The organism is Plantactinospora sp. DSM 117369, assembly GCF_053764795.1.
In genome coordinates, this window is record NZ_CM132446.1 from 2,574,924 (window position 1) to 2,595,430 (window position 20,507).

The 20,507-nt window shown below is 70.2% G+C and carries 22 protein-coding genes, 2 pseudogenes and 1 riboswitch; of the genes and pseudogenes, 14 read left to right on the plus strand and 10 right to left on the minus strand.

Annotated elements, in window-relative coordinates:
* From ACSMXO_RS11515 to kduD, 6 genes are read left to right on the plus strand one after another with little or no spacing between them, the layout of a single operon-like run.
* The gene (locus ACSMXO_RS11515) at positions 1-297 is read left to right on the plus strand and encodes a hypothetical protein (RefSeq protein WP_455417680.1); all 297 of its coding nucleotides are present in this window, start codon (positions 1-3) and stop codon (positions 295-297) included.
* The gene (locus tag ACSMXO_RS11520) at positions 294-1,121 is read left to right on the plus strand and encodes an amidohydrolase family protein (protein WP_455417681.1); all 828 of its coding nucleotides are present in this window, start codon (positions 294-296) and stop codon (positions 1,119-1,121) included. Before ACSMXO_RS11515 ends, ACSMXO_RS11520 begins: the two co-directional genes overlap by 4 nt.
* Positions 1,118-2,920, plus strand: coding sequence for a hypothetical protein (locus ACSMXO_RS11525; protein ID WP_455417682.1), 1,803 nt, complete (start codon positions 1,118-1,120; stop codon positions 2,918-2,920). The genes ACSMXO_RS11520 and ACSMXO_RS11525 overlap by 4 nt, the downstream gene beginning before the upstream one ends.
* Complete coding sequence (locus tag ACSMXO_RS11530; RefSeq protein WP_455417683.1) at positions 2,917-4,746, plus strand: right-handed parallel beta-helix repeat-containing protein; 1,830 nt, start codon at positions 2,917-2,919, stop codon at positions 4,744-4,746. Before ACSMXO_RS11525 ends, ACSMXO_RS11530 begins: the two co-directional genes overlap by 4 nt.
* A gap of 7 nt (positions 4,747-4,753) precedes the next feature.
* Positions 4,754-5,782 carry a zinc-dependent alcohol dehydrogenase gene (locus tag ACSMXO_RS11535; protein WP_455417684.1) on the plus strand — a complete coding sequence of 343 codons (1,029 nt, stop codon included), beginning with the start codon at positions 4,754-4,756 and terminating at the stop codon, positions 5,780-5,782.
* The gene (kduD, locus tag ACSMXO_RS11540) at positions 5,779-6,543 is read left to right on the plus strand and encodes a 2-dehydro-3-deoxy-D-gluconate 5-dehydrogenase KduD (protein ID WP_455417685.1); all 765 of its coding nucleotides are present in this window, start codon (positions 5,779-5,781) and stop codon (positions 6,541-6,543) included. Before ACSMXO_RS11535 ends, kduD begins: the two co-directional genes overlap by 4 nt.
* Positions 6,544-6,836: 293 nt before the next feature.
* On the opposite strand, the gene ACSMXO_RS11545 is transcribed toward kduD, so the two are convergent.
* Positions 6,837-7,127 carry a hypothetical protein gene (locus tag ACSMXO_RS11545; protein ID WP_455417686.1) on the minus strand — a complete coding sequence of 97 codons (291 nt, stop codon included), beginning with the start codon at positions 7,125-7,127 and terminating at the stop codon, positions 6,837-6,839.
* Positions 7,128-7,192: 65 nt separating this feature from the next.
* On the opposite strand from ACSMXO_RS11545, the pseudogene ACSMXO_RS11550 reads away from it, so the two are divergent.
* The 4 genes and pseudogenes from ACSMXO_RS11550 to ACSMXO_RS11565 all read left to right on the plus strand — a co-directional run.
* Positions 7,193-7,378, plus strand: a pseudogene (locus ACSMXO_RS11550) (transposase); the annotation flags it as partial.
* A gap of 451 nt (positions 7,379-7,829) precedes the next feature.
* Positions 7,830-8,411 (plus strand): TetR/AcrR family transcriptional regulator, encoded by a 582-nt coding sequence (locus ACSMXO_RS11555; RefSeq protein ID WP_455417687.1) that lies wholly within the window; start codon positions 7,830-7,832, stop codon positions 8,409-8,411.
* A gap of 83 nt (positions 8,412-8,494) precedes the next feature.
* Complete coding sequence (locus tag ACSMXO_RS11560; RefSeq protein WP_455417688.1) at positions 8,495-9,649, plus strand: Gfo/Idh/MocA family protein; 1,155 nt, start codon at positions 8,495-8,497, stop codon at positions 9,647-9,649.
* On the plus strand, positions 9,646-10,605 hold the full coding sequence (locus ACSMXO_RS11565; RefSeq protein ID WP_455417689.1) for an NADP-dependent oxidoreductase: 960 nt from the start codon (positions 9,646-9,648) through the stop codon (positions 10,603-10,605). Before ACSMXO_RS11560 ends, ACSMXO_RS11565 begins: the two co-directional genes overlap by 4 nt.
* Before the next feature lie 367 nt (positions 10,606-10,972).
* On the opposite strand, the gene ACSMXO_RS11570 is transcribed toward ACSMXO_RS11565, so the two are convergent.
* The 3 genes from ACSMXO_RS11570 to ACSMXO_RS11580 all read right to left on the minus strand — a co-directional run bounded on the left by ACSMXO_RS11570 (position 10,973) and on the right by ACSMXO_RS11580 (position 13,082).
* Complete coding sequence (locus ACSMXO_RS11570; RefSeq protein ID WP_455417690.1) at positions 10,973-11,758, minus strand: C39 family peptidase; 786 nt, start codon at positions 11,756-11,758, stop codon at positions 10,973-10,975.
* Positions 11,759-11,763: 5 nt separating this feature from the next.
* Positions 11,764-11,907, minus strand: a riboswitch (cyclic di-AMP (ydaO/yuaA leader).
* 231 nt (positions 11,908-12,138) lie between these two features.
* Positions 12,139-12,666 carry a DUF2269 domain-containing protein gene (locus tag ACSMXO_RS11575; RefSeq protein ID WP_455417691.1) on the minus strand — a complete coding sequence of 176 codons (528 nt, stop codon included), beginning with the start codon at positions 12,664-12,666 and terminating at the stop codon, positions 12,139-12,141.
* A 92-nt stretch (positions 12,667-12,758) separates the two neighbouring features.
* Complete coding sequence (locus ACSMXO_RS11580) at positions 12,759-13,082, minus strand: hypothetical protein (RefSeq protein WP_455417692.1); 324 nt, start codon at positions 13,080-13,082, stop codon at positions 12,759-12,761.
* Positions 13,083-13,091: 9 nt separating this feature from the next.
* Here ACSMXO_RS11580 and ACSMXO_RS11585 point away from each other — a divergent pair, with 9 nt between their 5' ends.
* On the plus strand, positions 13,092-13,685 hold the full coding sequence (locus tag ACSMXO_RS11585; protein ID WP_455417693.1) for a TetR/AcrR family transcriptional regulator: 594 nt from the start codon (positions 13,092-13,094) through the stop codon (positions 13,683-13,685).
* A 93-nt stretch (positions 13,686-13,778) separates the two neighbouring features.
* Here the strand turns inward: ACSMXO_RS11585 and ACSMXO_RS11590 are convergent.
* From ACSMXO_RS11590 to ACSMXO_RS11605, 4 genes and pseudogenes are all read right to left on the minus strand, one after another.
* Positions 13,779-13,953: pseudogene (locus ACSMXO_RS11590) on the minus strand (metal-sensitive transcriptional regulator); the annotation flags it as partial.
* A 309-nt stretch (positions 13,954-14,262) separates the two neighbouring features.
* Positions 14,263-14,904: a DUF305 domain-containing protein gene (locus ACSMXO_RS11595; protein WP_455417694.1), complete on the minus strand. Its 642-nt coding sequence runs from the start codon at positions 14,902-14,904 to the stop codon at positions 14,263-14,265.
* 98 nt (positions 14,905-15,002) lie between these two features.
* Entirely contained in the window at positions 15,003-15,629 is a 627-nt protein-coding gene (locus ACSMXO_RS11600) for a DUF6153 family protein (protein WP_455417695.1), read from the minus strand.
* On the minus strand, positions 15,556-15,714 hold the full coding sequence (locus ACSMXO_RS11605; protein WP_455419464.1) for a hypothetical protein: 159 nt from the start codon (positions 15,712-15,714) through the stop codon (positions 15,556-15,558). Before ACSMXO_RS11605 ends, ACSMXO_RS11600 begins: the two co-directional genes overlap by 74 nt.
* Here ACSMXO_RS11605 and ACSMXO_RS11610 point away from each other — a divergent pair.
* Positions 15,698-15,976: a hypothetical protein gene (locus tag ACSMXO_RS11610; RefSeq protein WP_455417696.1), complete on the plus strand. Its 279-nt coding sequence runs from the start codon at positions 15,698-15,700 to the stop codon at positions 15,974-15,976. The genes ACSMXO_RS11605 and ACSMXO_RS11610 overlap by 17 nt on opposite strands.
* Positions 15,977-16,087: 111 nt before the next feature.
* Here the strand turns inward: ACSMXO_RS11610 and wrbA are convergent, their stop codons facing one another.
* On the minus strand, positions 16,088-16,699 hold the full coding sequence (gene wrbA, locus ACSMXO_RS11615; RefSeq protein WP_455419222.1) for an NAD(P)H:quinone oxidoreductase: 612 nt from the start codon (positions 16,697-16,699) through the stop codon (positions 16,088-16,090).
* Between the two features lie 139 nt (positions 16,700-16,838).
* On the opposite strand from wrbA, the gene sigJ reads away from it, so the two are divergent.
* Together sigJ and ACSMXO_RS11625 are read left to right on the plus strand one after the other, a co-directional pair.
* Positions 16,839-17,825 carry an RNA polymerase sigma factor SigJ gene (gene sigJ / locus ACSMXO_RS11620; protein ID WP_455417697.1) on the plus strand — a complete coding sequence of 329 codons (987 nt, stop codon included), beginning with the start codon at positions 16,839-16,841 and terminating at the stop codon, positions 17,823-17,825.
* Positions 17,822-17,983, plus strand: coding sequence for a hypothetical protein (locus tag ACSMXO_RS11625; protein ID WP_455417698.1), 162 nt, complete (start codon positions 17,822-17,824; stop codon positions 17,981-17,983). The genes sigJ and ACSMXO_RS11625 overlap by 4 nt, the downstream gene beginning before the upstream one ends.
* A 515-nt stretch (positions 17,984-18,498) precedes the next feature.
* On the opposite strand, the gene ACSMXO_RS11630 is transcribed toward ACSMXO_RS11625, so the two are convergent.
* Entirely contained in the window at positions 18,499-20,475 is a 1,977-nt protein-coding gene (locus ACSMXO_RS11630; RefSeq protein ID WP_455417699.1) for an amino acid transporter, read from the minus strand.
* Between the last annotated feature and the right edge of the window lie 32 nt (positions 20,476-20,507).

A 20,507-nucleotide genomic window follows, 5' to 3' on the forward strand; every position in this document is an offset into this window, starting at 1 on the left:
GTGGAGCGCAACGCCCGCCGCGACGCCACGTTCGCCACCGAACCGTTCGAGGTGGCGTGGGCCGGCGAGGCCCGCTGGTTCGTTCGCGTGCTGGAGTGCTCCGGCACGTGGCACGCCCGCACCGAGATCTCCCCGGACGGCCAGGAATGGTGCCCGTACGGCGAGCCGCTGCGATTCGACGCGCCCGGGGTCTACACGGCCGGCGTCACCCACTTCGGCCACTGGCTACGGCTGGCCGCCGAGCCGGACGGCGAAGCCAGCACCCGCCTGCACATCTACCTGGCGCTGAAAGAATGATCGTCGACGCGCACGTGCACCTGTGGCACGATCCGGCCCGCGGCTACCGCTGGCTCGACGACCCGGTCCGGGCTGCGCTGCGCCGCCCGTTCACCGCACCGGAGCTGGCCGCCGAGATGGGCGCGGCCGGCGTCGACCGGGCCATCCTGGTCGAGGCGGGCCTGGCCCAGGAGGCGGAGGCCGGCGAGCTTCTCGCACTCGCCGAGAAGCACGAGCAGATCGGTGGCGTGGTCGCCTGGATCGACCCCAGCCGCCCGGACCTCGCCGACGTCCTGGCCGGATACCGCGCCTTGCCGGGCAGTCGGTGGCTGTCCGGGGTACGCGCCCACGTCTCCCGCCAGCACGAGCCCTATCTCGACCGGGCCGAGGTGCGGCGCGGCCTGGCCGTGGTGGCCGCCGAAGGGCTGGTCTTCGACCTCGTCGCACGGCCGGACCAACTCGCCTCGGCGGCGCGGGCCGCGCGGGACCTTCCCGAGCTCACGTTCGTCCTTTCACACCTGGGCTTCCCCGCGTTGCGGGACCCCACCGCGAACTGGGTGGCGTCGGTCGCGCCGCTGGCCGCCTGCCCGAACGTGCTGGCGAAGGTGTCGGGGCTGCTCCTGCTCGCCGAGGGCGTACCCGCGCGGATGGCCCCGTATGCGGCCGCTGCGGTGGATCTGTTCGGCGCCGAGCGCCTCATGCTCGGCTCGGACTGGCCGCAGTGCCTGCTGGCCGCCGGCTACCCGGACACCTGGGACCTGCTCGTCTCGGCGCTGCCGCCGCTCGGCGACGACGACCGGGCCGCCATCCTCGGCGGCACCGCGACCCGGGTGTACCGGTCATGATCCGGGCCAGCACGCCACTCGACCCGCCGCCGGAGTGGGCGGTCCTGCAACGGCGGCTCTTCGACGCGCTCGACGACGCGTGGCGGCGCTTCGAGCGGCGGTACTGCCGACCGGACGGCAGTCTGCACTTCGCCGGAACGCTGCCCAGCCGGGACGGCGCCGACGACTTCTACGAGGCGTTCTTCAACTGGCCGGCGCTGTACTTCCTGGGCGGCGCCGACGACCTGCTCGAGGCGAGCAAGCACCACTGGCGCGGGGTGACCCGCCAGCTCACCGAGCTCGGGCTGGTGGTGGACGAGTTCGAGCGCGGGTACGACTGGTTCCACATCGGCGAGTCGATGATCTTCTTCTACGCGATCTGCGCGGCTGACCCGGGCGACGCCGAGTTCACCGCGCGGGCGGCCCGGTTCGCCGACCTCTACCTGCCCGGCTCGCCGACCGGCAACTACGACCCGCGGCTGAACATGATCCGGGCGCCACACACCGGAGCCGGCGGGCCGCGGCCGGATATCAACGAGGAGTGGCAGGTCTACGGCGCGGACAAGCACTTCGGCGGCGCCTACGGGCTACCGCTGTACGACCTACCGGGCATCGCCGCCTGGGACGACCTGGCCGATCCGGTCAACGCCCGGCGGATGGGCCAAGCGATGCAGGCCCGCCTCGGCAAGGGCGACATACCGGTCAACCTGGCCGCGACCGGCCTGCTGGCCAACGCCTGGCTGCTCACCGGCGACGACCGGTACCGGGACTGGGTCACCACATACGTGCGCGGATGGATCGAGCGCACCGAGGCCAACGGTGGGATCCTGCCGGACAACGTCGGACCCTCCGGCCGGGTGGGTGAGCTGCACGGCGGTCACTGGTACGGCGGCCACTACGGATGGCAGTGGCCACACGGGCTGCACACGCTGTGGCAGGCCGCGCTGCTCGGCGGCCTGAACGCCCGGCTGGTCAGTGGCGACGACGGGTACCTCGGCCTGCCGCGCGGCCTGCTCGACCGGGTCGTCGCGCTCGGCGAGCACCGGGAGGTGGACGGGCGGCGCCGGCTGCTGGTGCCGTACCGGCACGGGCCGCACGGCTGGTTCGACCTCCAGGAGCCGCCGGCGGCGATGCCACTGTGGCTGTGGCTGACCAGCATGTCGGCGGCCGACGAACGGCGGCTGGCCGAGCTGTGCGACGCCGACCGTGACGTCCGGCTGTTTCGGGCGAAGGGGGAGGACGGGCACGAGCGGCCCTGGTGGCGGTACCTGCACGGGGACAACCCCGACTACCCCCAGCGGGCCCTGGCCATGGCGCTCGACCAGGTCGAGCAGCGGGTGGCCGCCATCGAGGCCGACGACAGCCCGATCGCCGGCCGGCACATCCACCACTGGCAGGAACACAACCCGGTGGTAACCGAGGTGCTGCTACAGCTCACCACCGGCGCACCCCAGGTCGTCTACAACGGCGGCCTGTACGCCAACGGGGTGCGCCACCTCGACCTGGACCGCCGCCGGCCCGGCCTGCCGCCGGACGTGGCCGCGCTCGTGGAGCGCGTCACCGCCGACCAGACGCGGATCCGCCTGGTCAACCTCTCCAACCACGCCACCCGGCGGCTCGCCGTACTCGCCGGCGCATTTGGCGAGCACGACTTCACCCACGCGCGCCGCGACGGCGGCGACGCGGCTCCGGCCCGCGGCCCGGCGGTGACGGTCGAGCTGCCGCCGGCCACGCAGCTGCTGCTCGACCTCGGCACCGCCCGCGACGTCCGCCGCCCGTCGCTCACCCCGCATCGCTACGACATCGAGGAGGCATCGTGAACCGGCTCGCGCACACCCTCGCCCTCACCCTCGTCACGGCCCTGCTTCTGGTCGTCCGGCCGGCCGCCGCCCAGGCTGCGGTCCAGGAGACGCTGTACGTATCGCCCAGCGGCACGGGCACGACCTGCACGAGCACCGCGCCGTGCGCCCTCACCACCGCCCGGGACCGCGTCCGCGTCGACAACGACGCGATGACCGGCGACATCGTCGTCCAGCTCGCGGGCGGCATCTACGCGCTGGGCTCGACGTTCACCTTGGCCGGCGCCGACTCAGGCAGCAACGGATACCGGGTCATCTACCAGAACGCGCCCGGCGCCGCACCGGTGCTCAGCGGCGGCGTCCAGATCAGCGGCTGGACGCTGCACGACGCGACCAAGAACATCTACGCGGCCAGCGTGCCGTCCGCTCTGGAAACCCGCCAGCTCTACGTGAACAGCGTCCGGGCGGTCCGCGCGCGCAGCGCCACGCTGGCGGCGAGCGCGTTCACCAAGACGAGCACGGGCTGGACCGCCAACAACCCCGCCTTCGCCACCATGGCCAGCTGGGGCGACCTCAGCCAGGTCGAGCTCTGGGGCTACAAACGGTGGCGCTCGTTTCGGTGCGCGGTCGAGGCGATGACCGGCACCGCCGTGGACATGGTGGACCAGTGCTGGCACAACGCCCAGGTCCGCGCGGGCACCGTGTACGACTGGGACGCGGTCAGCTACGTCGAGAACGCGTACGAGCTGCTCGACAGCGCCGGCGAGTTCTACCTCGACCGGGGCGGCGACGTCGTCTACTACATCCCCCGCTCCGGCGAGAACATGTCCAGCGCCCAGGTCTGCGCGCCGGCCCTGCAGACCGTGCTACGGGCGGCGGGCACCGCCGCCGCGCCGGTGCACCACGTCACGTTCCGCGGCATCTCCTTCGCCCACGCCACCTGGCTCGGCCCGGAGGGCCCGAACGGCTTCGCCGAGATGGGCAAGAACGTCTACTTCTCCACCAGCGGGACGACGGAAACCACCGAACTGGTGCCCGGCAACGTGACGTTCACGTACGCACACGACGTCACCATCGAGGGGTGTCGGTTCAGCCGACTGGGCGGGTCCGGCCTCAGCCTCGGCACCGGCACCCACGACGTGTCCGTCCTGCGTAACACGATGAGCGATATCTCCGGCACCGGGCTGCTCATCGGCGACCTGACCTCGAACCCGTCCGCGACCCTGCAGGCGAGCGACATCGTGGTGGAGGACAACCTCATCGAGCTGGCCGGGCGCGACTACCAGGGCGCCGCGGGCCTCTTCGCCCCCAACGCCGCGAACCTCAGCATTCGGCACAACCTCGTGCGGAACCTGCCGCTCGACGGCATCATGATCGGCTGGCACAACCCGGCGACCTACGGCACCGTGCTGGTCGAGAACAACGAGGTGCACACCGTCGGCACCACCCTCTACGACGTCGGCGGCATCCACACGCTGCACTTCCAGCCGGACACCGTGATCCGGGGCAACTACGTGCACGGCGTGGGCCACGACGCGGACACCGCGAACAACGCGATCTACCTGGACAACGACAGTTCCGCGATCGAGGTGCCGGGCAACGTCGTGCACGACACCCGCGCGTGGCTGAACCTGTGGGACGACGTCGCGACCGACAACGTCGTCACCGGCAACTACACCGACGACGACCTGATCGCCTGCGCGGTCGGCAGCACCGTCAACTACCCCGGCGACAGCCCGACCTGCAACGGCCAGCATGACAACATCATCACCGGCACCGTCGAGGTCCCCGACCAGAACTGGCCGGCCGCCGCCCAGTCCATCATCGACAACGCCGGCATCAGGTAGCCGCGCCATGAGAGCAGCGCACTACACCGGGCCCGGGTCCATCACGGTGGCCGAGGCGGCGGCCGTCCCGCCGCGGGCCGGAGAAGTGCAGATCGCCGTGGCGTACACCGGCATCTGTGGCACCGACCTGCACATCCTGCACGGGCACATGGACCAGCGGGTACGGCCGTGGGCCGTGCTCGGGCACGAGATGTCCGGCCGGATCCGCGCGCTGGGCGCGGACGTGCGCGGCTGGCAGCTGGACGACCCGGTCACCGTGATGCCCACCGTCTGGTGTGGACAGTGTCCGGCCTGCCGCGCCGGCAACAGCCACGTCTGCCACCACCTCACCTTCGTGGGGATCGACGCGCCGGGGTCGATGCAGGCGTACTGGACCGTGCCGGCGGACCTGCTTGTCCGGCTGCCGGCGTCCCTGCCACTGGCACACGCGGCACTGATCGAGCCGGTCGCGGTGGCGGTGCACGATGTGCGCCGCAGCGGGCTACGCCTGGGCGAACATGCCGTGGTGGTCGGCGGCGGTCCGGTCGGTGTCCTGATCGGACTCGTTGCCCGGCGCGCCGGCGCCCATGTTCTGCTGGTGGAGCCGGATCAGTACCGGCGGTCGGTGGCGGACGGCCTTGGGTTGCGGACGGTCGACCCGGCAGCGGTGGAGGTGGGTCACCTGGTCGAGGAGTGGTCCGGCGGCGCGGGCGCCGCGGTGGCGTTCGAGGTCTCCGGGACCGAGCCGGGGCTCGTCGCCGCCGTGCGAGCCCTCGCGGTGCGCGGCCGCATGGTGCTCGTCGGTATCCACCCCACGCCGCGGCCGGTCGACCTGCACCGCTTCTTCTGGCGCGAGCTGAGCCTGGTCGGTGCCCGACTCTACGACCGGTCGGACTTCGACGAGGCGGTACGGCTGGTCGCCGGCGGCGCCGTGCCGACCGAGCCGCTGATCTCCCGCATCGAGCCGCTGGAAGCGGCACGTCAGGCGTTCCAGGCGCTGGAGGACGGTGCCGGGGTGATGAAGGTGCTCGTCGACTGCCAGGCGGGTTCCCGATGACCGGCCTTTTCGACCTGTCGGGCCGAGTGGCCGTAGTCACCGGGGCACGGCGCGGCATTGGACTGGCGATAGCGACCGCGCTTGCCGAGGCCGGGGCCGACATCATCGGCGTGAGCGCCAGCCTGGAACCGCAGGGGAGCGAAGCGCAGCGCCGGGTGGAGGCGGCGGGGCGGTCGTTCACGCCGTACCGCGTGGACTTCACCGACCGGGACGCGGTCGGCCGGCTCGCCGCGGACCTGGCCACCGATCATCCGCCGATCGACATCCTGGTCAACAACGCCGGAACGATCGCCCGTGCGCCCGCCGCCGAGCACACCGATGCCGACTGGGACCATGTCCTGCAGGTGAACCTCACCGCACAGTTCACGCTGACCCGCGAAATTGGCCGGGACATGCTGGGTAGGGGGCGCGGGAAGGTGATCTTCATCGCCTCGATGCTGAGCTTCCAGGGCGGCGTCCTCGTCCCCGGGTACACCGCCGCCAAGAGTGGGATCGCCGGACTGACCAAGGCACTGGCCAACGAGTGGGCGGCGCACGGGGTGAACGTCAACGCGATAGCCCCCGGATACCTCGCCACCGACAACACCAGGGCGCTGCGGGAGGACGCCGAGCGGTCGCGCGCGATCCTCCAACGGATACCCGCCGGACGCTGGGGACAACCCGCCGACACCGCTGGCGCCGCAGTGTTCCTCGCCGCACCGGCCTCGGACTACGTCCACGGCGCGATCCTGCCAGTCGACGGCGGCTGGCTGGGTCGATAGTCGACGGCGCCGCCTGTCGTCGTGTGGTCCGGCCGGGTAGTCCTCGCGACGGGTTCAGGGTCGAGCCTGGGGACGGATCACCGTCAGGTCAGGATCGCGCCATACCATCAGGCCGAGGCGACGCTACCGACGGACACGACCTCGCCGTGGGCGGACAGGTACAGGTCCGGGCCCAGGTCCTCACGGACCGTCAGCGGGCCCGGGCCGGTACCCGGTCGCCACCGATCCCTCCGTCCGCAGCGCATCCGTGACGATCGACGTCGTACTCGGCGCGCTCGCCGACCCGGTACGGCTCACGCTCGTGCGCGCTCTCGACGCTGCCGGGGACTGGACATGCGGCAGCCCAGGTCCACCAGAGCGTGCCGGCGGTGACGGGCAGCCCGGCGGAGTGGGCGGTTGGACAGCTTCTCCCGCTCGCGGGTCAGCATCTCCTGGTTGTGGCGTAGCGTCCGGGCGCACTCGCCGAGCGCCCTGGCGACCTTGCCGGCCAGTTCGGCGCAGTCGTCAAGATCGGCGACGAGCTTCCGTCGGTGCTGGTCGTACCGGTCAGCTGTTTCGCCCGTCCACGCCTCCGAGCCGATCACCTGGTTGGCAGCGCTGTTGACGGTCTCGGCGGCCCAGGACAGTGCTGTGGGCTGGGAGTGCTCGGTTCTCGGTGGTCAAACGGCGTTGGGTCGTCGAACGCTCCCTGGGCTGGATCATGCACCACCGACGCCTGGCCCGTGACTACGAAGCCCTGCCCGACAACTCCGCCAGCATGATCCGCATCGCAATGATCGACAACCTCACGAAACGCGTCACCAACGAAACCACCCCAACCTGGCGAGACGACTGAAGACGGCATCACTCGCAAAATACGTGAATTAGAGCCCTCTCAGTGAACCTTTTTCAACCCCCCTTGCGGTCCGGCGGACCGCAAGGTCGGACGCGGCGCGTGAGCGCCGCGCGGTCCAGGTTGAAAAAGGTTCAATGTTCCCGTCCGTCGTGGCCTGTGGCTCGATGGCGAGGAGGCCCTCATTCAGACCCACGATGAGCAGACTGCCGACTGCAGTGGCGAAGGTGCCAGGCGATGGGACAGGGATTTCCTGGTCCGCTCCACCAGGGCCTACGCCGGCCGCTGGCCGCCGCGCCCGCGACGGGGGGAAAGACAGGCCCGTCGGGGAGCACAGGTAACGGCTCTCGCAGGTAGGCCCTTCCTGCTCGCAAATGCGTGGACCTTGGGGTGCGGGGGGTGAGCGGAGGCACAATTATTTGGCGATCGTTCCAGTTAGCCGTACGGTAGGCGCATGGCCCGTACCCGGGAGTTCGACTTTGACGCGGCGGTAGCCGCGGCCATGGAGGCGTTCCGGCGCAACGGCTACGAAGGGACCTCGATCCGCGACCTGACCAAGGCGACCGGCCTGGGCAGCGGCTCGATCTATGCCGCCTTCGGCAGCAAGGAAGGGCTATACCTGGCCGCGCTCGACCTCTACCGGCAGCGGTACGCGACGCCACTGATCGACATGCTGCGCTCGGGCAACGACGCCCGAGAGGTCATCCGCGAGGTTTTCGTCGGCGCGGTGGATGAGATCGCCCGGGACGGGAAACGCCTGGCATGTCTGATCGTCGGCGCCACGATCGAGCGGGCCCGGGACGACCCGCGGGTCGCCGAGCGGCTCCGGTCGACGACTCGATCGCTGGAGTCCGCCCTCTTCGACGTGCTCGCCGAGGGCCAGCTACGCGGTCAGATCCCGGCCGACCGCAGCGCCACCGACCTCGCTACGTTCCTGGTGACCAGCCTCCAGGGCCTGCGGGTGATGGGCGGGATCAACCCCGACCGGGCCACCTTGATGCGGTCCGCCGAGGTCGCGCTGAGTTGCCTGGACTGACCGGTTCCCCGGGCGCGGTCCGGCCTTTTGCCGTTCCCAAATCCTGTAACGCTCGCTCAAGATACCTTTTCGAAGGAAGAAGGATGAAACCGACAGGCGTAGGCATCATCGGGCCCGGCGCGTGGGCGTCGGTCTCGCACATTCCGGTGATCGCGGCGTCGCCGGCGTTCGAACTGCATGCGGTCAGCACGTCCCGTCGTAGCTCGGCGGAGGCTGCGGCGGCCAAGTACGGGGTGCCCGGATACGACGACCACCGCCGCCTTCTCGCCGATCCCCGGGTCGAGCTGGTCGTCGTCGCGGTCCAGGTCACCCAGCACTTCGAGCTGATCTCGGCAGCTCTCCAGGCGGGCAAGATGGTCTACAGCGAGTGGCCGCTCGCCAACGGCCTGGCCGAAGCGGAGCGCCTCGCCGAACTGGCCCGCCGGGCCGGCGCCCGTACCGTGGTCGGGCTCCAGGGACGATACGCCCCCGAGGTCCAGCACGCCGCAGACCTGGTTCGCGACGGGTACGTCGGCGAGGTGCTCGGCACCACACTGGTCGGCTCCGGCATGGTCTGGGGCGGCGAGGTGGACAGCCACAACCAGGCCTACTGGTTCGACAACGCCAACGGCGCCACCCCGCTCACCTCCGCCACGCTGCACGCCCTCGACCCGCTGCATTTCGTACTCGGCGAGTTCGACACGGTCGCGGCCAACCTCGTGGTGGGACGCAAGGAGGCGACCGTCACCGAGGACGGCAGCAGGATCCCGGTCACGGTGCCCGATCAGGTCGCCCTGATCGGCACGCTCACCTCCGGTGCGGCCGCCTCGGTCTTCTATCGCGGCGGCGCGTCACGCGGCGACAACCTCCGATGGGAGATCAACGGCACCGACGGCGACCTCGTCCTGACCTCGGCCTGGGGCAACATGCAAGTCGCCCAGCTCACCCTCGCCGGTGGCCGCGGCGCGGACACCACCGCCACCACCATCGAAGTTCCCCCGTCCTACTCGGACGGGATCCCCACGGACCTGGCCCAGACCCCGGCCGGAAGCGTCGCGCGGCTCTACGCGCAGTTCGCCCGCGACCTGGCCGACGGCACCCATACCGTGCCCGACTTCGAGCACGCTCTCAACCGGCACCGCCTCATCGACGCCGTCGAACGCTCCTCGCACACCGGCGTCGCCCGATCCCTGAAGGGACCAACCACCGGCCGGCGCCCTGGCGCCGGCCGCCCTGAACAGTCGGAGTCAATGACGTGAGAGCGATAGGGCTGCTGCGCCACGGCGGACCCGAGGTACTGGAGGTCGTCGAGCGGCCGACTCCGCACGCCGGACCGGGCGAGGTCCGGATCCGGGTACGCGCCGCGGCCGTCAACCCCGCCGACACCCTGATCCGGGCCGGCGTGACGCCTATCCGGCAACGCGGAACGGAACCGGTCATCCCCGGCCTGGATGTCGCCGGCACCATCGACGAGATCAGCTCCGGCACCAACCGCCGCCTCGCTATCGGCGACCGCGTGATGGCAATGGTCAACCCCACCCGCCCGGCCGGCGGCGGGTACGCCGAATGGGTCGTGCTTCCCGAGTCGTGGGTCGTCCCGGCACCGGCCGGGGCGAGTCACGCCGAGGCGGCCACGCTCCCGATGAACGGGCTCACCGCCCTGCATGCCCTTGACCAGCTACGCCTGACCCCGGGCAGCACCCTCGCCGTCACCGGCGCGGCCGGGGCGGTCGGAGGCTACGCCGTACAACTGGCCAAGGCCGCCGGGCACCGCGTGCTGGCCGACGCCGCCCCACAAGACGCCGACCTCGTCGCGTCGCTGGGCGCCGACCGCACCGTCGCCCGCGGGCCTGGGGTCGCCGATCGCTTCCGCGCGCTCACCACCGACGGTGTCGACGCGGTCGTCGACACCGCGATCATCGGCGCCCCGCTGCTCACGGCCATCCGCCGTGGCGGCTCCCTGGCCTACGTACGCGGCGTGCCGGACCACCCGGCGTTCGAGCGGGCGGCCGCGACGCGCGGCGTGACCCTCGTCTACGCCTACGTGCACGACTACGACGGGCGACGCGACAAACTCGACCTGCTCCGCCGGCTCGCCGACGAAGGACGGCTCAGCCTCCGAGTCGCCGACACCTTCCCGCCGGAGCAGGCGGCGCAAGCCCATCGGCTCCTGGCGGCCGGCGGCGTCCGGGGCCGACTCGTCATCGAGTTGTGAGCCCGCTGGCGAGCCGGTGGCCACGGCACCAGACCGGGATCGCGTCCCGGCGGTGGGACACCAGCCGAGGTCGACGCGGCCTACCGGAAGCCCTCCCATCGGGCGGGGTGTGCTGGCGGGTCGTGGCGGCCCAGTTCGCCGAAGGTGACGGGCCGCGGCGGCGGCCCCGCCCGCCGACAACAACGCCCCACCTTCAACCGCCCCCGGCTGACACAGACGTCCAGCGGGGCGCCAGAGGCAGATTCCGGCGTGCCTTCAGGAACAGGTGGTAGCCACTGTCGCGGCGACGCTGCCGGTAGGCCAGCGGTTGCACCGGCCACCGGCAGCTTGCCCGTCGACCTCGTCTGTGGGCCGAAGGGTGGGGTGATCAGGCGGAGTAGCCGCGGGTTCCGATCCAGTTCGCCATGTTGATGGTGCTCATCCAGTAGCTGGCCGGACCGAACATCCCCGATGAGTCCGACACCTTCACCATGCGCCCGTCGTCGCTGTAGCCGACGAGTGCGATGTAGTGCCCGCCCGGGAAGTCATGCCACGTCCCGTCGGCATCGGTGGCGCCGCCGGCGATGTTCGCCACGATGGCGTAGCCGTTGCTGGTCGCCCGCACCACGTCGGCCTGGAGTCGATCCATCTGCGCGGGTGTCGCGTCCTGTCCCGGAATCATCCGGGTGCGGTACCAGTTGCTTCCGACCATCTCGTTGAGCACACGAGTCGTGTCCTCGGCGGAGTCAGTGCCGTTGACCGTGGTTCGCAGGCCCCGGGCAAGCTGGTCCTGGCTCACATCGATTCCACGAGCGCTGAGTGCGTTACGCACCGCGGCGGGCCCGCAGTAATAGAAGTTGGGCTGATACTCGAAGGACGCGTCGAGCACTTTTTCTGCGGGAGCATCGGGCTGCGCCGGTTGTGACGGCTCGTCGGCAGGTGCCACCGAACGGGATTCAGGACCGGTCGACGCCCCGGTGTCCGGGTCGGCGGCGGCCGGAACAAGTGACTGCGCTGTGGCGCCGCTGGAGGTTCCCTCTGGCGGTTGGTTGAGCAGGGCTCCGGCTGTCGCGGCTGTCGCGGCTGTCACGACGGCGGCGGACAATAGGCCCAGCCTCTGTGCCCGGCGAAGGGCGCCAGGTCGGAACAGGCTACGCGATGGTTCTTCGAGCATGCACGGTCTCCTTCCCATGCCGCCGACCGGGTTAGCTGACGGGTTCGGGCGGGGAAAGAGGATGCCCTACCTGGCCTCTTGGCCTACGGATTCACCCCAAGATGCGATGGGTCCCCGGCTCGCTGAAAGCGATTAGGCGGGCCCGATTCGACGCCATTGGTCAATGACTGACAACCGAATCAGGCGGCGCCGACGCTACGAGGAGCCGATCAGGGATGCCAAACGCTCACCCAATCATGTGAGCCACCGCACTCACATCGCGTGCGTTCCCGGCCAGGTATACGCAGCGACGTAAAGGATGTTGGAAAACGTCACGAACGGGTCCTCCGGTGATACCGGCCGTGAAGGCGGTCGACCGTCAGCACGGCTGGCGCAGGCCGCTATCGAAGCGCGAGTGCTCCTCGTCGCATGCGGCGTCGGTCCGTCCGGTACGAGATAGCGCCGCGCGGCTTGTACACGGACAGGATGGTGGCGACGAGCAGAAGCAGCAGCGCGGCGGTCCCGTGAAGCAGCGGCGAGGTTCCCAAGGCACGCAGGTCGTTTCCCGGCAACGCCGGGTCGGTGGCCGCTTGCGCGATGTGGCCGACTGTCTGCGTGTACATCAGCAGGACGGCGGTGGCCAGGATGTTCAGGATGAGTTTGAACAGAACCCAGTAGTGTCGGGTGAGGCCCCAACTGGTGCCTGATGCCTGGACGATTCCGGTCACGAGCGAGGCGATGCTCAGGGGCACGAGGGCGTACCAGGTGACCGGTTCCATCGCCAGGTAGGCGGCTCGTACCAGCTGCGTGTCCTGGTTGGCTAGCCCGACGGCGGCGAGGACGACGAAGACCAGGACGGCGCCGAGCCAGCCGACGGAGAACGTGACATGCGCGGTAAGCGCGAACCGGCGCAGGCGGGGACCCATCATCAATGAACCTTTTTCAACCTCCCCTTGCGGTCCGGCGGACCGCAAGGTCGGACGCGGTGCGTGAGCGTCGCGCGGTCCAGGTTGAAAAAGGTTCAATGGCCGCCGTCGGGCGGCATGTGACCGCCGGATGTGCCGGGCACGCCGGAGGTGGGGGTGTCACCGGTGGGCAGGTGACGGCTGGGGCCGTGGCCACCGCCGGCGAACATCCCGAGGAGGAGCAGCAGCACCAGCGCACCGATGCCGATACCGAACACTTTCACCCAGGCTGGGGTGGCTGCGCGGCTGGTGCCGGGATCGAGGGCGGCGTGGCCAGGTGAGTCAGGCATGGGTTCTCCGAGGCAGGTACGAGTTTGTCGTGATCCGGATTCGACCCCAGTTTTACGAGACAGACTGTCGCTGTCAAGCCAGATCGTCATCGGATCGTCATGGTGTATCCTGGTGACGTGCCTAGACTGTGGAACGAGACGATCGAGGCGCACCGGCGCGATGTCCGCGACGCGATTCTGGACGCGACCTGGTCGCTGGCGGCCGCGCACGGGCCGCTGTCGGTGACGATGTCGCAGGTCGCGGAGAAGGTCGGCATCGGGCGGGCGACGCTGTACAAGTACTTCCCGGACGTCGAGGCGATCCTGCGGGCGTGGCACGAGCGACACGTGGCCGGGCACCTCGACCAGCTCGCCGAGCGCCGCAACCAGCCCGGCCGGCCCGGCGAGCAGCTCAGCGCGGTGCTGGAGCACTACGCGCGCATCGTCCACGAGCGTGGGCGGCACGGCGGTGATCTTTCCGCGGTGTTGCATCGCGGAGAACAACTCGCACAGGCCCAGCGCGAGCTCCACGATCTGGTCCGGGACCTGTGTGCCGAGGCCGCCGCCGTAGGCGACGTTCGCGGAGATGTCGCGCCAGAGGAGCTCGCGGCCTACTGTCTGGGCGCGCTCACCGCAGCCGGCGGCCTGCCGTCCGAGGCGGCGGTGACGCGCCTGGTCACCGTCACCTTGACGGGGCTACGGCCGCCGGCGTGAACCACCGAGGCGACCGGTGATTCGGGCCGTACGGCTGCCCTGCGATTTGAGGTCGTGCGGCGCGGACAGGTCTCCGCCACGGTTGGTACCGAGTCAGTGTCCCACTGCGGCCATCTCCTCCGTGCGGTCCTCGACGACGCCTTCGCGCATACAGTGCCGGGCGTGGCCGTCGAGCAGGCCGAGGGCCACCTTTGTCCAGTGCCGCCTGGATCGTGGAGATCTGGGTGAACACGTCGATGCAATAGCGGTCGTCGTCGACCATCTTCTCGGGATTCGAGCCGCTGTCACCACCGCCGGCTACGGCATCGCGAACGCCTGACTTCCGCGCTGGGCTGGCGGTCCGCGACGCGGGTCCCCCGGGTCCACGGCGTCGGCGGGCTCTTCCGGTCGACGTGCACCTCGCTGCCCGATCCGGGGTGACGTTGTCCGGAGAACAAGCCGGGCGGGTGGGCCGGGTACACCCGGCCCACCCGCCACTGAACCTTTTTCAACCTCCCCTTGCGGTCCGGCGGACCGCAAGGTCGGACGCGGTGCGTGAGTGTCGCGCGGTCCAGGTTGAAAAAGGTTCACTGATCAGCTACTTACCGCTGAGCATGCTCCGCATCTGGCCGATCTCCGCGGTCTGATCCGCCTTGATCTTCGCGGCCAGGTCCTTCGCGGCCGGGTTTTGCCCCTGCTGCAGTTCGGTGTCGGACATCTGCACCGCTCCCTGGTGATGCTGGATCATCATCTCCAGGAACATGCGGTCGAACTCGCCGCCGTCAGCCTTCTCCAGCGAGGCCATGTCCTGCTCGGACATCATTCCCGGCATTGCCCCGGTGGGGCTGCCGCCGTGCGTGCCATGCCCGCCACTCGACGGCGACGGCATGGGCACGGCCCAGTCTCGCAGCATGGCCGTCATCTGCTCGATCTCGGGCTGCTGCGCCGCCTTGATCTTCGCGGCGAGTTCCTTGACCTTCGGGTCGCTGGCCCTGGCTTCGCCGAGCTCAGCCATCTGCACGGCCTGCTGGTGGTGCGGAATCATCTCCTGAGCGAACGCGATGTCCGCCTGGTTGTACGCCACGGTGGCGGACGCGGTACCAGTGGGGCTGGCGGTGGCCTGATCGTCGCCGTGGCCGCCTCCGTGCGAGGCGCCGCCGCAGCCGGCGGCGAGGGCCACCGGCACGAGGGTGGCCACGACCAGCCCAGCGAGCCGGAAAACGTGTCGGTTGGTGCGCATGACGAAGTGACTCCCTGTAACGAGAACGAAAGGTCGAAGGCAGGCGTGTCCGGCCGACCCGCCCGCAGCGGGCGGATCGGTACCGGCAGGGAGTCGGCCTAGATTCGCCAGATGGACAACGCGGTCAGTGACGGAGGGCCGCAGCCGCTGCCGTCCGCCGCGTCGTTCGCCGCCGTTAGCGGTGACAGCGCTGGCGTGATGGATGGAAAGACGCTGGGTGCCGGGGTCAGAGCCGGTGCCGGGGCGGCCAGTCCGTGGCCCTGGGAGGTGAACTGGCACACCTGTCCGGGATGTCCATGCGGAGTCGTGGGACACGGGTGTTCCGGCGGGCATGCCTGGGCTCCGCGGTCGACCACCGCCTGCCCCACATCCCCGGGCGTCATCGCCTGGGCCACCGCCACGTCGGGCCCCGGCCCGCCCGAATCGTGGTGATGATGACCGCCGGGTGCGACCGTCCCGGCGAGCTGGTGCATGACGATCACGCCGACGAGGGCGCCGAGCAGGGCAAGCAGCCGAACCGATGACAGGCCCGCCGCAAGTACGCGGCCGAGCTGGTGTCGGGTCATGGCTGCCATCATGGTCATCGTAGCCAGCGGGGAATTCCGGCGTGCCGGCTGTCGCAACCGCCACTCGATACGGGGATCGCTGTGGTCAACGGTAAGTCGATGTCGTAGCCGGCGCGGGCGTCGTCGGCGAGGGCGCTGCGGGCGTTGCGTGTACGTCATGGTCGCTGACCTGGGCGTCGAACCAGGCGTGCAGGGCGGTGACGATCGCCGGGTCGCTGGTGGTGTAGGTGATCCGGGCGATCATCACCGGTCTCCTCATACTCGATAGCGATCTTCCCGGCGCTGTCGCGGAGGACGGCGAGTCCGGGCAAACGGCCGCCGTGGATGCTCGCGGGGTCGGTGAAGTCGCCGCGACGGAACCTGTCGGCTTCCTGCCGCGGGTGCTGCTGGACCAGGTCAATCTGGCCGGCGTCCCGCGGGTCGTCGGCGACGACGGTCTGGACGCCGCCACCCTCGGCCTTGTGTGCCGCCGAGCCAGTCGTCGATCTTCACGTGCCGCGCGGTGAGAAGGGTGTCGCGGTCTGTCGTCACGAACCGACCGTCAACAACCTTCTCTCGCACCCACCGCCGGGACCCCGCCCGCGCCGCGACCGGCGCCATCGGTGTCCTGCGCGCGATCAGGCGGCGCGGCCGGCCTTGAGGCAGGCGGCGATGTCGACGACCCGGCGGGCCTGGTGGCGGGCCGCCTGCAGGATCACCTCACCAGGCGGGCCGTCGCCGACCACGTGGGAGGTGCCGTAGGGGTTGCCGGACTGGAACTGGATGGGGTCGGTGTAGCCGGGGGGCACGATGATGCCGCCCCAGTGGCAGAACGTGTTCGCCAGCGCCAGGAGGGTGGACTCCTGTCCGCCGTGAGCGGTGCTGGAGGAGGTGAAGGCCGAGTACACCTTGTCGGCGAGCTTGCCCTGGAACCACAGCGGGCCCGTGGTGTCAATGAATGCGCGCAGCTGGCTGGCCGGGTTGCCGTAGCGGGTGGGAGTGCCGAACAGCACCGCGTCAGCCCAATCAAGATCGTCGTGGCTGGCCTCGGCGATGTCGGCGGTGTCCTTCAGGTGTCGGTCCCACTCCGGCCTGGCGCTGACCGCCTCCGGCGGGGCGGTTTCGGCGACCTTGCGCAGTCGCACGGTGGCGCCGGCCTTCTCGGCGCCTCCGGCGGCGGCTTGCGCCAACGTGTGTATGTTGCCGGTGGAGCTGTAGTAGATGATCGCGACGTGCACGGGTTCCACGATCGGTTTCCTTCCTGTGCGGTTCTGACCGGTACGACGAGACAGCCCGACGAGATGTGAGGCGACGTGCGGACCTCACAATTCGGGGCGACGGTTCGTCGTGAGAGGTGAGCCAGATCGTCTGAAGGAGCCGGTGAAACCCATGACCAACCCGTCCGAGCCGGGACCCGGCCGGCCCGACCCGAGCCTGAGCGCGATCGTCAGCGAGCGGCGTCGGCTGACCAACCTCGCGTACCGGCTGCTGGGCTCCCTGGCCGACGCGGAGGACGTCGTACAGGAGACCTACGCCCGCTGGTACGCCATGTCCCCGCAGCAGCAGGAGGACATCGACTCTCCCGGTGCCTGGCTGACGACCGTTGCCAGCCGTATCTGCCTGGACCTGCTCCGCTCGGCGCGGATCAGGCGCGAGCGTTACGTGGGCGAATGGATCCCGGAGCCGCTGCCTGACCGGGCGGAGTGGATCAGCGGGCGGTCCGGCGGCGGCCTCGACCCGGCCGACCGGGTCACCCTCGACGAGTCGGTCAGCATGGCCTTCCTGGTCGTACTCGACGCGATGACCCCTGCCGAGCGGGTCGCGTTCATCCTGCACGACGTCTTCGGCTACCCCTTCGCCGACGTGGCCGCGATCGTCGGCCGTACCCCGGCGGCATGCCGCCAGCTCGCCGCGTCGGCCCGCCGGCGCATCCGCGCCCTGCGGCCTGACCCGGGCTCGTCAGCCCGGCGTGCCGACGTCGTCCGGGCCTTCAAGCGCGCGTGGGAGGCCAAGGACATCGATGCACTCATCAGCCTGCTGGCCCCCGACGCCACGGCGACCGGCGACGGCGGAGGGCTGGTCACCGCCGCGCTCCACCCGGTCGAGGGCGCCGAGCAGGTTGCCCGCTTCTTCGTCGGCCGGCCCGCCGTGGCGGCCGGCGTAACGCTCCAGGAGTGCACGGTCAACGGTCAACCCGGTCTGGTGGCTCAGCGGGACGGCGTCACCGTGTCGGTGATGGCGTTCGACATCACCGACGACCGCATCAACCACATCTGGGCCGTACTCAACCCCGACAAGCTCCGCTCTTGGACCACTGAACCTTTTCCAACCTCCCCTTGCGGTCCGGCGGACCGCAAGGTCGGACGCGGTGCGTGAGCGCCGCGCGGTCCAGGTTGAAAAAGGTTCACTGGCTGACAGCTCCGGAAGCGGCGGCCGTCGAGGCCGGGTCAGTTGTTCCTCTCGCCGTGATGATCGACGAGGCGGGTGAGCAGGTCGACCAGGTTCCGCCGACCGCCGTGACCCGAACGATGTGACTGCGGCAAATAATTGGCCATTGCGACGGTTAGTTGGCCTGGGGCCGGCTGAGGAGCCCTCAACACCGACCGTGAGACGCGGTGCATTCCCCGATCTGCGTGAAGCTTCGATCGCGCCGGAGCGTCATGCATCCGTGAGGACGAGCAGACTACTTCGCGCGGTGGCCCTGGGAACCCTGTTGTCGATCGTCGCCGGATGCGGCGGCAACGATGGCCCTCCCTCTCCCGGTCCAGCTTTCGCCGCCGGCCGGTTCGTCGGCGTCTACCGCGTCGCTACCCTCCGCCACGCCGCCGGCACCGGCCGCGCTGGCCGCGTTGCCGGCGAACCTACGCGGCCGGATCCCCCAAGTTCCCGCCGGCGCCCGCCCCGACCAAGGTGACGCTGCCCAAGGACGGGACGGCCAGCTTCTTCAGCCGCATCCCACGACGTAGAAGAACTCTGCTGCCGCTCAGAAGCGCGAGGCCGGCCAACTAACGATCGCTGTCACAAACGACCCCACCAGCCGCTTCCAGGTTCAACTTCCGACGTGGATGCCCGGCCGGCGGCCGGGATCCGGTTCGTTCCGGCGGATGATTTCGCGTACCACCGGGGCCGTGTCGCCGCGGCCGAGGAGGAAGTAGCGGAACATGTGCACCAGGGGGCTGCCTTCGGCCCAGGCGAAGTAGCAGTGCGGTCGGACACCAGTGGTGTCACGCAGGGCGAGCAGGATCGCCGCGATCGCGTTCGGCGCGGCCGGGGACTCCGCACGCAGAACCCGGTGCCCGTCGACGTCGACACCCCGCACGGTCAGGGTGTCACTGAAGGCCGACGGGTCGACCACGTCGATCTCTAGGAACAGCACGTCGGCGCTGCCCGGCACCGGATTGTCGGTGCGCTGCTCGCGTTCCTTGCCGGCGTACTCGGCGGCGTCGCCAACCTGGCGTCGGTTTGCGATCAGGTTCAGCGCCCCGTCGTGCGCCAGGGAATCGGTGACGAACTGGCGGGCGGCCAGGTCGAACTCGATGCGGTCGGCCCGTAGCTCGGTGGTGCGGGATACCCGGGAGATCAGCGACACGACGATGATCCCGGCGATGAACACCCCGGAGATCGCGATCCCGTCGGGCTTCTCGACGATGTTGCTGGCCAGGGCGTAGAGCAGCACGGCGGTGAGCAGTCCGAACCCGGCCACGCCGAGGCGCTGCCGGCGGCGTGCCGCCGAGACGGTGACCGCGAAGGCGCCGGAGACCATCATCGCAAGGATCCCGGTCGCGTACGCGCCGGCCTGGGCGTTGACGTCGGCCCCGAAGGCGATCGTGATCGCCACGCAGATCACGGTGTAGACCAGCACCACCGGACGGACGGCGCGGCCCCACTCCGGCGCCATCCCGTACGACGGCAGGTAGCGCGGCACGATGTTGACCAGGCCGGCCATCGCCGACGCGCCGGCGAACCAGAGGATGAGAATGGTGCTGATGTCGTAGACGGTGCCGAACGCCTCGCCGAGCTGGTGGTGGGCGAGCCAGGCCAGCGCCCGGCCGTTGGCGTCACCGCCGGGCTGGAACTCGTCGGCGGGGATCAGCACGGTGGTGACGAAGCTGCTCGCCAGCAGGTAGACGCTCATGATGACGGCGGCGGCGGTGAGCAGTTTGCGGGTGTTGCGGATCCGGGATTCCAGCCGTTGCCGCTCGTCGGTGCCGTCCGCGGCGACCAGCGGCATCATGCTCACCCCTGTCTCGAACCCGGACAGGCCCAGCACCAGCAGCGGGAACGCCAGCAGGGCCGGCCCGGCCAGACCTCCGACGCCGTCGGTGGTGAGCGCGTCGGTCCACGCCGACAGCGCCGCGGGGGTGGTGACGACCTCGACCAGCCCGGCCAGGATGATCACCGCATTCATTCCGAGGAAGACCGCGACCAGCGGGATCGCCACGCTGACCGCTTCGCTGAAGCCGAGCAGGAACACTCCGCCCAGCACCAGTAGCAGGACGACGGTCAGCGCTACCTCGTGGCCGTGCAGGGCGGCCGGTAGGTACGGGTTCTCCACCACGTGCACGGAGGCGTCCGCCGCGGACAGTGTGATCGTGATGATCCACGACGTCGCGACGAAGCCGAGCAGGACCAGTACGAACAGCTTGCCCCACCAGAACGGCAGCAGGTTCTCCAGCATCGCGACCGAGCCGGCGCCGTGCGGGCTCTCCCGGGTCACCCGCCGGTACATCGGCAGCATTCCCAGCAGGGTCAACGCCACGATCAGCAACGTCGCCAACGGTGACACCGCCCCGGCCGCCAGTGCGGCGATCGCCGGCACGTAGGCCAGGCTGGAGAAGTAGTCGACTCCGGTCAGGCACATCACTTTCCACCAGGTGTGCGGCTGGGCGTGGGCCTCGCCCGCCGCCGGCCCGACCGGCTGTACCTGATGCCGTAGCAACCACCCCGTCAACCGGCCGGTCGGCGCCGGCTTGCTGCCGGGTCTTTCCACCACGTCCGGCACCGCGAGATCGCCGCTCACCCTCATCAGTCCTCCCCAGGACACGCACCCCCGCCGCG

What these genes read in the sequence shown, in the direction of transcription:
- sigJ (WP_455417697.1), top strand. Translation starts at nt 16,839, where the DNA reads ATGACCAACCCGTCCGAGCCGGGACCCGGCCGGCCCGACCCGAGCCTG.
- ACSMXO_RS11580 (WP_455417692.1), bottom strand. Translation starts at nt 13,082, where the DNA reads ATGACGATCTGGCTTGACAGCGACAGTCTGTCTCGTAAAACTGGGGTC.
- ACSMXO_RS11520 (WP_455417681.1), top strand. Translation starts at nt 294, where the DNA reads ATGATCGTCGACGCGCACGTGCACCTGTGGCACGATCCGGCCCGCGGC.
- ACSMXO_RS11600 (WP_455417695.1), bottom strand. Translation starts at nt 15,629, where the DNA reads ATGACGTACACGCAACGCCCGCAGCGCCCTCGCCGACGACGCCCGCGC.
- ACSMXO_RS11605 (WP_455419464.1), bottom strand. Translation starts at nt 15,714, where the DNA reads ATGATCGCCCGGATCACCTACACCACCAGCGACCCGGCGATCGTCACC.
- ACSMXO_RS11560 (WP_455417688.1), top strand. Translation starts at nt 8,495, where the DNA reads ATGAAACCGACAGGCGTAGGCATCATCGGGCCCGGCGCGTGGGCGTCG.
- ACSMXO_RS11555 (WP_455417687.1), top strand. Translation starts at nt 7,830, where the DNA reads ATGGCCCGTACCCGGGAGTTCGACTTTGACGCGGCGGTAGCCGCGGCC.
- ACSMXO_RS11595 (WP_455417694.1), bottom strand. Translation starts at nt 14,904, where the DNA reads ATGCGCACCAACCGACACGTTTTCCGGCTCGCTGGGCTGGTCGTGGCC.
- ACSMXO_RS11575 (WP_455417691.1), bottom strand. Translation starts at nt 12,666, where the DNA reads ATGATGGGTCCCCGCCTGCGCCGGTTCGCGCTTACCGCGCATGTCACG.
- ACSMXO_RS11525 (WP_455417682.1), top strand. Translation starts at nt 1,118, where the DNA reads ATGATCCGGGCCAGCACGCCACTCGACCCGCCGCCGGAGTGGGCGGTC.
- kduD (WP_455417685.1), top strand. Translation starts at nt 5,779, where the DNA reads ATGACCGGCCTTTTCGACCTGTCGGGCCGAGTGGCCGTAGTCACCGGG.
- ACSMXO_RS11570 (WP_455417690.1), bottom strand. Translation starts at nt 11,758, where the DNA reads ATGCTCGAAGAACCATCGCGTAGCCTGTTCCGACCTGGCGCCCTTCGC.
- ACSMXO_RS11630 (WP_455417699.1), bottom strand. Translation starts at nt 20,475, where the DNA reads ATGAGGGTGAGCGGCGATCTCGCGGTGCCGGACGTGGTGGAAAGACCC.
- ACSMXO_RS11585 (WP_455417693.1), top strand. Translation starts at nt 13,092, where the DNA reads ATGGTGTATCCTGGTGACGTGCCTAGACTGTGGAACGAGACGATCGAG.
- ACSMXO_RS11535 (WP_455417684.1), top strand. Translation starts at nt 4,754, where the DNA reads ATGAGAGCAGCGCACTACACCGGGCCCGGGTCCATCACGGTGGCCGAG.